This is a genomic window from Vogesella oryzagri (assembly GCF_040148885.1).
GTDB classification, from domain to species: Bacteria; Pseudomonadota; Gammaproteobacteria; order Burkholderiales; family Chromobacteriaceae; genus Vogesella; species Vogesella oryzagri.
Genome location: NZ_JBEFLD010000010.1, coordinates 44715 through 56410, shown reverse-complemented (window position 1 = coordinate 56410; position 11696 = coordinate 44715). Strand labels below are relative to the sequence as shown.

Here is an 11696-nt window from a genome sequence, read left to right as displayed (position 1 = left end):
ACATAACAATGGCAGAACTGATCATCGAAGACCTGGTCGTTGGCGACGGCATCGAGGCACAGACCGGCAAGGAAGTGACCGTGCACTACACCGGCTGGCTGACCGATGGCAGCAAATTCGACTCCAGCAAGGACCGTTTCCAGCCGTTCAGCTTTCCGCTGGGCGCCGGTTACGTGATCAAGGGCTGGGACCAGGGCGTGCAGGGCATGAAAGTGGGCGGCAAACGCAAGCTCACCATCCCGGCGGAACTGGGTTACGGCGCCCGTGGCGCTGGCGGCGTGATTCCGCCCAACGCCACCTTGGTGTTTGAAGTAGAGTTGCTGCAGGTTGGCTGATCCCGCCGCAGGCAATGTAAAAAGCCCCGCTCAACAGGCGGGGCTTTTTGCTGGCTGCTAGGCGGCTCAGGACGATTGTTGCTGCGCGGCGCGGCGCTTGCGCCACCATACCACGGTCAGCACCAGCGCCAGCACGCCCAGCACGATCAGGATGCCGGCCTGGCCACGGTGCACCATCGCCATCAGCCATTGATGGTTGCTGGCGCCAAGATAGCCCAGGTACACCCAGATCGGCACCGAAATCAGCGCGGCAAAGCCGTCCATCAGCAAAAAGCGCCAGTAGGGGATGCGCCGCGTCAGGCCGGCGGTAAGGAAGATCGGCGTGCGCAGCCCCGGCAGGAAGCGGGCAACGAACAGCACCCAGTTACCGTATTTGGCAAACTTTTCCTGCACCGCTTCAAAGCGCGCCGGTGTCATAACCTTGGCAATCGGGCGGAAACGCAGCACGCGGTGGCCAAAAAAGCGCCCGGCAAAAAACATGATGCCGTCGCCTACCAGCACGCCGGCCATGCCCACCACGAACATCCAGTGCACATTGGTATAGCCCAGCCCGGAAATGATGCCGCCCGCCACCAGTGTGATGTCTTCTGGAATCGGCACGCCAAAACCACAGACCAGCAACACGAGGAAGACAGCCAGATAACCGTAACCAGTGAACAAATCGAGGAGAATCTGCAGGATATCCATGTCAGCCTGACAAACCGTTGATCGGTCGAAGCCGCATCAACGTCGCTTCCGGCGGGAAGCGCATCCGCGCTGGCGGACACGTCGAGGCAGTTCTGAAACGGCAGCCATCATAACACAGCGCCCCTTGGCCACCGCTTAACGAACTTGCTGCAGGGCAAGAAAACCGCCATCGCCGCAGGGTTGACCGCAACCGCACCGCGGGCATGAAAAAAGCCGCCAGCGGCGGCTTGTCGGCAGACCACGCCATCAGGCGGCACGAATCGCCGCGGCAATCGCCTCGGCCCAGTGGGCAGCCAGACCGGCATCGTCGGCTTCCACCATCACCCGCACCACCGGCTCGGTACCGGACGGGCGCAATACCACGCGGCCACGCCCCGCCAGCGCCGCCGTGGCGGCCTCGTGCTGCGCGGCGCTGGCACGCTGCCAGTCCTGGCCGTTCAGCCGTACGTTGATCATCGTCTGCGGGAACGGCTGCCAGTCATTGCAGATGGTGGCCAGATCCTTGCCCAGCTCCTTGCATGCGGCCAACACTTGCAGGCAGGAGATGATGCCGTCGCCGGTGCTGTGCTTGTCCAGGCACAGGATGTGGCCGGAGGCTTCGCCCCCCACCTGCCAGCCGTTGGCATGCAGCATTTCCAGCACGTAGCGGTCGCCCACCTTGGCGCGACCAAACGGGATGCCCTGCTGCTGCAGCGCCAGCTCCATTGCCAGATTGGTCATCACCGTGCCCACCACGCCGCCGTGCAGTTGGCCGCGCGCCGCACGCGCCTTGGCCACCACGTAGATCAACTGGTCGCCGTCGTACAGCTTGCCATCACGATCCGCCATCATCAGGCGGTCGCCGTCGCCATCCAGCGAGATACCGAAATCGGCACCATGCGCCTGCACCGCCGCCGCCACCGCTTCCGGGTGCGTCGCCCCGACGCCATCGTTGATGTTGTAGCCGTTCGGCTCGCCGCCGATGGTGATCAGCTCGGCGCCCAGCTCGTGGAACACCTTGGGCGCGATGTGATAGGTAGCGCCGTGCGCGCAGTCCACCACCAGCTTCATGCCCTTGAGGTTCAGCTCGTTAGGGAAGGTGCTCTTGCAGAACTCGATGTAGCGCTCGGCAGCGCCGTCGATGCGCCGGGCGCGGCCCAGTTCGCGCGATGGGCTGGTCTCCATCGGCGAATCCAGCATCGCCTCGATCTGCAGCTCCAGCGCATCGTCCAGCTTCTTGCCGCCTTCGGCGAAGAACTTGATGCCGTTATCCTGGTACGGGTTGTGCGAGGCGGAAATCATCACCCCGGCCGACAGCCGCAGCGCGCGCGTCAGGTAGGCGATGCCGGGCGTCGGCAGCGGCCCGGTCAACAGCACATTGACCCCGGCGGCGGTAAGACCGGCCTGCAGCGCCGCCTCCAGCATGTAGCCGGAGATGCGCGTGTCCTTGCCGATGATCACCGTCGGATGTTCCTGGCGCTCGTGGTCGACCAGCACTTTGCCGGCGGCGTAGCCCAGGCGCAGTACGAAGTCCGGGGTGATCGGAAACTTGCCGACTTCGCCGCGCACTCCGTCGGTACCAAAATATTTACGGCCCATTGTTAGCCCCTTGTATTGCGTATGGCGGCCATTTTACCGCCGGCGCCCTGCCGGCGGACAGCCACATTGGTTATTCGGAATCGGCCAGCGCCTGCCATACCTGCAGTGCCTGACGCGTGGCTTTCACGTCGTGCACGCGGATGATCTTCGCCCCGCGCTGGGCGGCTAACAGTGCCACCGCCACGCTGGCGCCCAGGCGCTGGTCCGGTTGCGGCTCGCCGGTAATGGCGCCCAGCATGGACTTGCGCGACATGCCCACCAGCAATGGCGCGCCGGCCAGCGCTTCCAGCCGTGGCAGTTCGCGCAGCAGGTCCAGATTGTGTTGCAGCGTCTTGCCAAAGCCGAAGCCGGGGTCGGCCAGCAGCCGCTCGGCGGCCACGCCCTGCTCGCGGCACAACGCCACGCGGCGCGCCAGGTAGTCACCGACTTCTTCCACCACATCCTGATAGATGGGCTTGTGCTGCATATTGTCCGGGTTGCCCTGCTTGTGCATCAGGCAGATACCAACGTTGGCCGCAGCCACCAATGCCAGCGCGCCGTCGTCTTCCAGCGCCGACACATCGTTGATCAGATCCACCGCGCCGGCCTGCAGCGCCGCCTGCATCACACTGGTGCGGCGGGTATCCAGCGACAACGGCACATTCAGCGCCGCCAGCTTTTCCAGCACCGGCAACACGCGCTGCAGCTCTTCCTCCGAGCTGACGAACGGCGCGCCCGGGCGGGTGGACTCACCACCGATGTCGAGGATATCCGCGCCCTCGGCCAGCAACGCTTCGGCTCGCGCCAGCGCCACGTCCAGCCGGTCGTAGCGGCCGCCATCGGAAAAGGAATCGGGGGTGACATTGAGAATGCCCATCACCAGGGGACGAGACAGATCGAGCGTGAAACGCCCGCAAACAAATGGCTGCATGTTGGCCGCACCGCGTGAGGAGTGACTGACGCCGCCGCAGAGGCTGCGGCAGAAGCAAAAAAACAGGCCGCAGCTTAAAGCTGCGGCCTTGGGCTTGGCAAGCCGTGGGCGCTTACAGTTCCTGAGCCGGCGTGGTGCTGGCTTCCGGTGCTGGCGGCGGGCTCTTCGGCTCCGGCTTGGCGAAACCGCCGCCCGGTTTCGGCGGACGCGGCGGGCGACCATCCATGATGTCGTTGATCTGCTCGGCGTCAATGGTTTCCCACTCCAGCAGCGCTGCGGTCATCGCTTCCACCTTGTCGCGGTTCTCGTCCAGCAGACGGCGCGCCAGCGAGTACTGCTGGTCGATGATGCGGCGGATCTCCAGATCGACCTGCTGCAGCGTTGCTTCCGACAGGTTCTTGTGAGTGGTGATGGAACGGCCAAGGAACACTTCACCCTCGTTTTCGCCGTACACCATCGGCCCCAGCTTGTCGGACATGCCGTAGCGGGTCACCATATCGCGCGCCATCTGGGTGGCACGTTCGAAGTCGTTGCTGGCGCCGGTGGTCATCTGGTTCATGAACAGCTCTTCGGCAATACGGCCGCCGAACAGGATGGCGATACGGTCCAGCAGATAGCCACGATCGTAGGCGTAGCGGTCTTCTTCCGGCAGCTGCATGGTCACGCCCAGTGCACGGCCACGCGGGATGATGGTGACCTTGTGCACCGGATCGGACTTGGGCAACAGCTTGGCAACCACCGCATGGCCAGACTCGTGGTAAGCAGTGTTTTTCTTCTCTTCCTCGGACATCACCATAGATCTGCGCTCGGCGCCCATCATGATCTTGTCCTTGGCGGACTCGAAGTCCAGCATATCCACCAGGCGCTTGTTGCGGCGGGCGGCAAACAGCGCCGCTTCATTCACCAGGTTGGCGAGATCGGCACCGGAAAAACCCGGCGTACCGCGCGCGATGATTGCAGCATCCACGTCGGCGGCAATCGGCACCTTGCGCATATGCACGCCCAGGATCTGCTCACGACCGCGGATATCCGGCAACGGCACTACCACCTGACGGTCGAAACGGCCAGGACGCTGCAGCGCCGGGTCCAGTACGTCCGGACGGTTGGTGGCGGCGATCACGATTACGGTCTGGTTGGTTTCGAAGCCGTCCATCTCCACCAGCAGCTGGTTGAGGGTCTGTTCGCGTTCGTCGTTGCCACCGCCGAGGCCGGCGCCACGCTGGCGGCCAACCGCATCGATTTCATCGATGAAGATGATGCACGGCGCGTTTTTCTTGGCCTGTTCGAACATGTCGCGCACGCGGGAGGCGCCGACACCAACGAACATTTCCACGAAATCGGAACCGGAAATGCTGAAGAACGGCACCTTGGCTTCGCCGGCGATGGCCTTGGCCAGCAGTGTCTTACCGGTACCCGGGCTGCCTGCCAGCAGGATGCCGCGCGGAATGCGGCCACCCAGGCTCTGGTAGCGGGTCGGATCGCGCAGGTAATCGACGATCTCCTTCACCTCTTCCTTGGCCTCGTCACAACCGGCCACATCGGCAAAGGTCACGGTGTTGGTGTCCTGATCCAGCATGCGCGCCTTGCTCTTGCCGAACGAGAACGCGCCGCCCTTGCCACCGCCCTGCATCTGGCGCATGAAGAAGAACCATACGCCGATCAGCAGCAGCATCGGGAACCAGCTGATGAAGATGTTCATCAGCATCGACGGCTCTTCTTCCGGCTTGGCGGAGAAGCGCACGTTGTTATTGATCAGCACGTCCACCAGCTTGGTATCCAGCGGCGCAAACGCGCTGAACTGCGAGCCGTCGTTGCGCTTGCCGCGAATCCACTGCCCGCGCAACGGGTTGCCTTCGATAGTAAGGGACTGCACCTTGCCAGTTTCGACATCGCTGATGAACTGCGAATACTCGATCTGGTTCTGCGTTTCCTGACGTTTGGTGAACTGGTTAAACACGGTCATCAGCACCAGACCGATGATCACCCAGATCGCTATATTCTTACCGATATTGTTCACAAGAGCGTGCTCCTATGTGCCCTGACAAGGTAAATGGTTATCTGATTGTAAACCGGGGCAGGCAGGCTGTCAGCGACGGCCCTTGCCCAGCAGGTAGATTTCACTGGAGCGATCGCGCGAAGCCTTGGGCTTGCGCGTTACCACTTCGGTAAACAATTCGCGCATGGCTTTCATGTAATCCTGAAATTCGCTCCCCTGGAACACTTTGACGAGAAAGCTCCCGCCGGGTTTCAGGTGATCGCGAGCAAATTCCAGCGCCAGCTCGGTCAGGTGAAAACTGCGCGCCTGATCGATGCTGCTCATCCCGGAGATATTGGGCGCCATGTCGGAAATTACAAGATCAAGTTCGCGCCCGCCCAGCAAGGCGACGAATTCTTCCAGCACTTCCTGTTCGCGAAAATCGCCCTGGATGAATGCCACATCGGCAATCGGGTCCATCGGCAGGATGTCTAGCGCGAATACCTTGCCGCTGTCGCCGACGATACGCGCCGCCACCTGCGACCAGCTACCGGGTGCCGAACCCAGGTCAGCCAGTACCGTGCCGGGGCGGATCAATTTGTCCTTGTCGTTGATTTCCAGCAGCTTGTAGGCGGCACGGGCACGGTAGCCATCCTTTTGCGCCATCTGCACATATGAATCGTTAACGTGTTCTTTCAGCCAGGCATTACTGGTTTTGCTGCGTGCCATGATGAATTCCTGCATCGAAAATCCCCGTTGGGGATTAGGCTAAAGTCTAGTAAAATCGCTTTTTAATCTGAAACTTGAAGCAATACATGAAAATTGAACTGACCACAGTCCAGCGCCAATACCTGAAAGGTCTGGCCCACTCGCTGAGCCCGGTGGTGATGATCGGCAACAACGGCCTGACCGAGTCGGTTATCCGCGAAATCGCCATCAACCTGGACGCTCACGAGCTGATTAAAGTTCGCGTACAGGGCGACGACCGCGATGCCCGCGTGGCGATGTACGAACAAATCAGCGACGAGCTGGGAGCCGGCCAAGTACAGCATATCGGCAAACTGCTGGTGCTGTACCGCCCGTCCGACAAGCAGCTGATCGAGCTGCCCAAGAGCAAGAAAGCGCTGAAGGCACGCCCGTAACCGTAAACGCGGTGTCCGGCACGAGAAAAAAGCGGTGGCATGCCACCGCTTTTTTGTTGGCCGCAACGCTCAGTTGTCGTTGCTCAGGATGTACATCAACCCCATCAGGCTCTGCACCAGATAAATCAGGCTGGAAATGGCGTGCCAAGTGGCGAAGCCGCCGCCAAACAAGCCTTCCGCCGCATGGTTCATCTGCGCCTTCAGCCCGGCAATGATCGGCGTCACCGCGAAATGGTTGATGATGATGCACACCAGCATCCCCACCAGCAGCCAGAACGGCGCACTCTTCAGCGCCCGCGCGCCATTGCGCAGCACCAGCTCCACCATCAGGAACACACTACATACCAGCCCGACCCAGGCGATGGCGGCAAACAGGCGGCCAGCCACCATGCCGGCGGTGGCATTATTCAGCGCCGAAAACAGTACCGGCGCCACGATAATGCCCACCACCCACATGCCGCCAATCCACAAGGTACGGGCAATTTCACGCAAACCGTTCATGCAACCCCCTGTCCGGCCGGCTTAGCGGCCAGCGTGCCCTGCGGCAGCTCAGATGTAGAGTACGTCCAGAATCTCGTATTCGCGGATGCCGCCCGGGGCCTGTACTTCGGCCACGTCGCCGCCTTCCTTGCCGATCAGCGCGCGGGCGATCGGCGAATTGATCGACACCTTGCCATCCTTGATGTCCGCCTCATCGTCACCCACGATCTGGTAGGTCACTTCGTCTTCGCTTTCCAGATCCAGCAGCTTGACGGTGGCGGCAAACACGATGCGGCCATCGGCATCCAGATCGTTCGGGTCAATGATCTGGGCGTTGGAAAGCTTGGCTTCCAGCTCGGCAATGCGCCCTTCCACGAACGCCTGGCGCTCCTTGGCGGCATCGTATTCGGCGTTTTCCGACAGATCGCCATGGGAACGCGCTTCGGCGATAGCCTCGATTACCGACGGACGCTCCACGCTTTTCAGGCGCTGCAATTCGGCCTTGAGTAGCTCGGCGCCACGTACGGTCAGCGGGACTTTGATCATGTTCTGTTCTCCGGGGGGCCTTCCCGCCCCATGATAAAAGCGCAAGCCGCCGTACAGGACGGCGGCTTGGCGGACGATGTTGTCAGCGCGAATTGTAACGGGATTTTGCCTGCGGTTCAAAGGTTGGCCGCAGGCAGTACCGCTTAACCCTGCACTTCGGCGTGCAGCTGCTGCACACTGTAGACATCGAAATCGTCAACGTGCGATAGGCCAACGCACACGGCCTTGGCACCAGCCAGGGTGGTGTACTGCGGCACGCGCATCTGCAGCGCGGAGCGGCGGATGGCGTGGCTGTCCTGGATCGCCTGGCGTTTCTCGTCCACGGTATTCACCAGGATGTCGATTTCGCCATTCTTGATCATGTCGACAATGTGCGGGCGGCCTTCGTTAACCTTGTTCACCACCTGCACCACGATGCCCGCCTCGGCCAGCGCCTTGGCGGTACCGCGGGTAGCGCATACGCCAAAGCCCAGCTTCTGCAGTTCGCGCGCCACTTCCACGCCACCTTCCTTGTCGCTCTGACGCAGCGACAGGAATACCTTGCCGGTACGTGGCAGCTTGTCGCCGGCACCCAGTTGGCTCTTGACGAAGGCTTCGGCAAAGGTGCGGCCAACCCCCATCACTTCACCGGTGGACTTCATCTCCGGTCCCAGGATGGTATCCACGCCCGGGAACTTGATGAACGGGAATACCGCTTCCTTCACCGCGTAGTACGGCGGCACCACTTCCTTGGTGAAGCCCTGCTCGGTCAGGCTGATGCCGGCCATGGCACGGGCGGCGATCTTGGCCAGCGGTACCGAGGTTACCTTGGACACGAACGGCACGGTCCGCGACGCGCGCGGGTTCACTTCCAGCACGTAGATGGTGTCGCCCTGGATGGCGAACTGCACGTTCATCAGGCCTACCACGTTCAGCGCACGGGCCATGGCCTCGGTCTGGCGGCGGATCTCGTCCTGCACTGCCGGGAACAGGCTGTATGGCGGCAGCGAGCAGGCGGAGTCACCGGAGTGCACACCAGCCTGTTCGATATGCTGCATGATGCCACCGATTACCACGTTCTCACCGTCGGAGATGCAGTCCACATCCACTTCGATGGCGTCATTGAGGAAGCGGTCCAGCAGCACCGGGCTGTCGTTGGACACCTTCACCGCTTCGCGCATGTAGCGTTCCAGATCGGCCGGCTCGTGCACGATTTCCATCGCGCGGCCACCCAGCACGTAGGACGGACGCACCACCAGCGGGTAGCCGATTTCCTCGGCCAGACGCATGGCATCCACCGGGTTGCGCGCGGTGCGGTTCGGCGGCTGCTTCAGACCCAGGTCGTTCAGCAGCAGCTGGAAGCGCTCGCGGTCTTCGGCGGCATCGATCATGTCCGGGCTGGTGCCAATGATGGGCACGCCGTTGGCTTCCAGCGCACGCGCCAGTTTCAGCGGGGTCTGGCCGCCGTACTGCACGATCACGCCGAACGGTTTTTCCACACGGCAGATTTCCAGCACGTCTTCCAGCGTCAGCGGCTCGAAATACAGACGGTCAGAGGTATCGTAGTCGGTGGACACGGTTTCCGGGTTGCAGTTGACCATGATGGTCTCGAAGCCGGACTCGCGCAGCGCCAGCGCGGCATGCACGCAGCAGTAGTCGAACTCGATACCCTGGCCGATACGGTTCGGGCCGCCACCCAGTACCATCACCTTCTTGCGATCGGTCGGTGCAGACTCGCACTCTTCCTCGTAGGTGGAGTACATATAGGCGGTGTTGGTGGCGAATTCGGCGGCGCAGGTATCCACCCGCTTGTACACCGGGTGCAGCTGCAGGCTCCAGCGATGCGCACGCACGGCAGCTTGGTCGGTGCCCAGCAGCTCGCCCAGACGGCGGTCGGAGAAGCCCTTGCGCTTCAGGCGACGCAGTTCGTCGTAGCCTAGGCTGTCCACCTTGCGGCCGGCCAGTGCTTGCTCTTCGCCGATCAGATCTTCGATCTGCGCCAGGAACCACGGGTCGATCTTGCTGACGGCGAAGATGTCGTCACGGCTCATGCCGATGCGGAAGGCGTCGGCCACGTACAGAATGCGTTCCGGACCGGGGGCACCCAGTTCGTGACGGATGGTTTCTTCGTTGCTGGTCACCGGGTTGAAACCGGACAAGCCGGTTTCCAGGCCGCGCAGCGCTTTCTGCATCGATTCCTGCAGCGTGCGGCCCATGGCCATCACTTCGCCCACCGATTTCATCTGCGTGGTCAGGCGGTCGTCGGCCTGCGGGAATTTCTCGAAGGCGAAACGCGGGATCTTGGTTACCACGTAGTCGATGGACGGCTCGAACGAGGCCGGGGTGGCACCGCCGGTGATCTCGTTGCGCAGTTCGTCCAGGGTGTAACCCACCGCCAGCTTGGCGGCCACTTTGGCGATCGGGAAGCCGGTAGCCTTGGAGGCCAGCGCCGAGGAACGCGACACACGCGGGTTCATCTCGATCACGATCATCTCGCCGGTGTCCGGGTTGGTGGCGAACTGCACGTTGGAACCGCCGGTATCGACGCCGATTTCACGCAGCACTGCCAGCGAGGCATTGCGCATGATCTGATATTCCTTGTCGGTCAGCGTCTGCGCCGGGGCCACGGTGATGGAGTCGCCGGTGTGCACGCCCATCGGGTCGAAGTTTTCGATCGAGCAGATGATGATGCAGTTGTCGTTGCGATCGCGCACCACTTCCATCTCGTACTCTTTCCAGCCGAGTACGGATTGTTCGATCAGCAGCTCGTGGGTCGGCGACGCTTCGAAACCGCGCTCGCAGATGGCCAGGAACTCTTCCTTGTTGTAGGCGATGCCACCGCCGGAACCGCCCATGGTGAACGACGGGCGGATCAGGGTCGGGAAGCCAACCTTAGCCTGCGCCTCCAGCGACTCTTCCATGGTATGACAGACGAAGGACAGCGGGCAGGACAGGCCGATCTTGGCCATGGCTTCCTTGAAGCGGCCGCGGTCTTCCGCCTTGTCGATGGCGTCTTCGGTAGCACCGATCAGCTCCACCTTGTACTTCTCCAGCACGCCGTTGCGCGCCAGGTCCAGTGCACAGTTCAGCGCGGTCTGGCCGCCCATGGTCGGCAGGATCGCGTCCGGACGCTCCTTGGCGATGATCTTTTCCACCACCGGCCAGGTAATCGGCTCGATGTAGGTGACGTCGGCCATGTTCGGGTCGGTCATGATGGTGGCCGGGTTGGAGTTCACCAGAATGACTTTGTAACCCTCTTCCCGCAGCGCCTTGCAGGCCTGGGCGCCGGAGTAGTCGAATTCGCACGCCTGGCCGATAACGATCGGGCCAGCGCCAATAATGAGAATGCTCTTGATATCAGTACGTTTCGGCATCGTATTCGCTCAATTCAATTCAATGATTCAGTTCACAGGCTTGCTGCGGCCAACTTGGCGCCAAAACCGACAAACATCGCGCCCGCGGTGCCGGACAGCGATGCGGCCAACTTGCGGCGGCGACGGAATGCGGCGGCCAGACGGAAGCCGGCGACAATGATGGCGGTCAGATACAGCACGCTGAAGCACTGCAGGATGCCGCCGAGGATGGCGAAGGTCAGCGCCGGGTAGGCGTAGGCCGGATCAACAAACTGCACGAAGAAGGACACGAAGAACAGGATGGCCTTGGGGTTCATCAGGCTGATGACCAGTGCCCGTACGAACGGGTTGGCCGCATTCACTGTCTGGGGTGTGCCAGCTTCGGCACGACTGCTGTTGCGCAGCGCCCGCACCGCGCCGCGCAGCATGTTGATGCCTACCCACGCCAGGTAGCCGCCGCCAAGGTACTTGACCACGGCGAACAGCGCCGGATTGGCTTTCAGCAAGCCGGCTGCGCCAGTGGCGGCCAGCGTCATCAGGATGAAGTCGCCGACGAATACGCCGGCGGCTCCGGCAAAACCGGCCTTGACGCCGCGCTGGGCGGCCACGGACAGCACATACATCGAATTAGGGCCCGGCAGCAGCACAATGAAGATGGTGCCGAGGATGTAGGTAGTCAGGTCGGTAATGCCAAACATGATGCGCTCCTTA

General features: G+C 62.1%; 11 protein-coding genes. 2 read left to right on the top strand and 9 right to left on the bottom strand.

Annotation, left to right across the window (positions count from 1 at the left end; translation table 11 throughout):
* Nucleotides 1-8: 8 nt before the first annotated feature.
* Nucleotides 9-335: an FKBP-type peptidyl-prolyl cis-trans isomerase gene (locus ABNW52_RS17160; protein WP_349590480.1), complete on the top strand. Its 327-nt coding sequence runs from the start codon at nucleotides 9-11 to the stop codon at nucleotides 333-335.
* A 66-nt stretch (nucleotides 336-401) separates the two neighbouring features.
* Here ABNW52_RS17160 and ABNW52_RS17155 read toward each other — a convergent pair whose 3' ends face one another.
* The 5 genes from ABNW52_RS17155 to rlmE all read right to left on the bottom strand — a co-directional run bounded on the left by ABNW52_RS17155 (nucleotide 402) and on the right by rlmE (nucleotide 6217).
* Nucleotides 402-1022 carry a DedA family protein gene (locus ABNW52_RS17155; protein ID WP_349590478.1) on the bottom strand — a complete coding sequence of 207 codons (621 nt, stop codon included), beginning with the start codon at nucleotides 1020-1022 and terminating at the stop codon, nucleotides 402-404.
* Nucleotides 1023-1268: 246 nt separating this feature from the next.
* The gene (gene glmM / locus ABNW52_RS17150) at nucleotides 1269-2600 is read right to left on the bottom strand and encodes a phosphoglucosamine mutase (RefSeq protein ID WP_349590475.1); all 1332 of its coding nucleotides are present in this window, start codon (nucleotides 2598-2600) and stop codon (nucleotides 1269-1271) included.
* A gap of 70 nt (nucleotides 2601-2670) precedes the next feature.
* Nucleotides 2671-3510, bottom strand: a complete 840-nt coding sequence (gene folP, locus ABNW52_RS17145) for a dihydropteroate synthase (protein ID WP_349590472.1) — start codon at nucleotides 3508-3510, stop codon at nucleotides 2671-2673.
* A 112-nt stretch (nucleotides 3511-3622) separates the two neighbouring features.
* The gene (gene ftsH, locus ABNW52_RS17140; RefSeq protein WP_349590470.1) at nucleotides 3623-5527 is read right to left on the bottom strand and encodes an ATP-dependent zinc metalloprotease FtsH; all 1905 of its coding nucleotides are present in this window, start codon (nucleotides 5525-5527) and stop codon (nucleotides 3623-3625) included.
* Nucleotides 5528-5596: 69 nt separating this feature from the next.
* Nucleotides 5597-6217: a 23S rRNA (uridine(2552)-2'-O)-methyltransferase RlmE gene (gene rlmE / locus ABNW52_RS17135; protein WP_349590707.1), complete on the bottom strand. Its 621-nt coding sequence runs from the start codon at nucleotides 6215-6217 to the stop codon at nucleotides 5597-5599.
* Between the two features lie 83 nt (nucleotides 6218-6300).
* Here rlmE and yhbY point away from each other — a divergent pair, with 83 nt between their 5' ends.
* Nucleotides 6301-6627 carry a ribosome assembly RNA-binding protein YhbY gene (gene yhbY, locus ABNW52_RS17130; RefSeq protein WP_386108376.1) on the top strand — a complete coding sequence of 109 codons (327 nt, stop codon included), beginning with the start codon at nucleotides 6301-6303 and terminating at the stop codon, nucleotides 6625-6627.
* Nucleotides 6628-6696: 69 nt separating this feature from the next.
* Here the strand turns inward: yhbY and ABNW52_RS17125 are convergent, their stop codons facing one another.
* The 4 genes from ABNW52_RS17125 to leuE all read right to left on the bottom strand — a co-directional run bounded on the left by ABNW52_RS17125 (nucleotide 6697) and on the right by leuE (nucleotide 11683).
* Nucleotides 6697-7128, bottom strand: coding sequence for a DUF4149 domain-containing protein (locus ABNW52_RS17125; RefSeq protein ID WP_349590467.1), 432 nt, complete (start codon nucleotides 7126-7128; stop codon nucleotides 6697-6699).
* A 48-nt stretch (nucleotides 7129-7176) separates the two neighbouring features.
* Nucleotides 7177-7653, bottom strand: coding sequence for a transcription elongation factor GreA (greA, locus tag ABNW52_RS17120; protein WP_349590464.1), 477 nt, complete (start codon nucleotides 7651-7653; stop codon nucleotides 7177-7179).
* 143 nt (nucleotides 7654-7796) lie between these two features.
* Nucleotides 7797-11006 carry a carbamoyl-phosphate synthase large subunit gene (gene carB, locus ABNW52_RS17115; protein ID WP_349590462.1) on the bottom strand — a complete coding sequence of 1070 codons (3210 nt, stop codon included), beginning with the start codon at nucleotides 11004-11006 and terminating at the stop codon, nucleotides 7797-7799.
* 32 nt (nucleotides 11007-11038) lie between these two features.
* On the bottom strand, nucleotides 11039-11683 hold the full coding sequence (gene leuE, locus ABNW52_RS17110; RefSeq protein WP_349590460.1) for a leucine efflux protein LeuE: 645 nt from the start codon (nucleotides 11681-11683) through the stop codon (nucleotides 11039-11041).
* Nucleotides 11684-11696: the final 13 nt, after the last annotated feature.

What these genes read in the sequence shown, in the direction of transcription:
- carB (WP_349590462.1), bottom strand. Translation starts at nt 11,006, where the DNA reads ATGCCGAAACGTACTGATATCAAGAGCATTCTCATTATTGGCGCTGGC.
- leuE (WP_349590460.1), bottom strand. Translation starts at nt 11,683, where the DNA reads ATGTTTGGCATTACCGACCTGACTACCTACATCCTCGGCACCATCTTC.
- ABNW52_RS17125 (WP_349590467.1), bottom strand. Translation starts at nt 7,128, where the DNA reads ATGAACGGTTTGCGTGAAATTGCCCGTACCTTGTGGATTGGCGGCATG.
- glmM (WP_349590475.1), bottom strand. Translation starts at nt 2,600, where the DNA reads ATGGGCCGTAAATATTTTGGTACCGACGGAGTGCGCGGCGAAGTCGGC.
- ABNW52_RS17155 (WP_349590478.1), bottom strand. Translation starts at nt 1,022, where the DNA reads ATGGATATCCTGCAGATTCTCCTCGATTTGTTCACTGGTTACGGTTAT.
- folP (WP_349590472.1), bottom strand. Translation starts at nt 3,510, where the DNA reads ATGCAGCCATTTGTTTGCGGGCGTTTCACGCTCGATCTGTCTCGTCCC.
- greA (WP_349590464.1), bottom strand. Translation starts at nt 7,653, where the DNA reads ATGATCAAAGTCCCGCTGACCGTACGTGGCGCCGAGCTACTCAAGGCC.
- yhbY (WP_386108376.1), top strand. Translation starts at nt 6,301, where the DNA reads ATGAAAATTGAACTGACCACAGTCCAGCGCCAATACCTGAAAGGTCTG.
- ABNW52_RS17160 (WP_349590480.1), top strand. Translation starts at nt 9, where the DNA reads ATGGCAGAACTGATCATCGAAGACCTGGTCGTTGGCGACGGCATCGAG.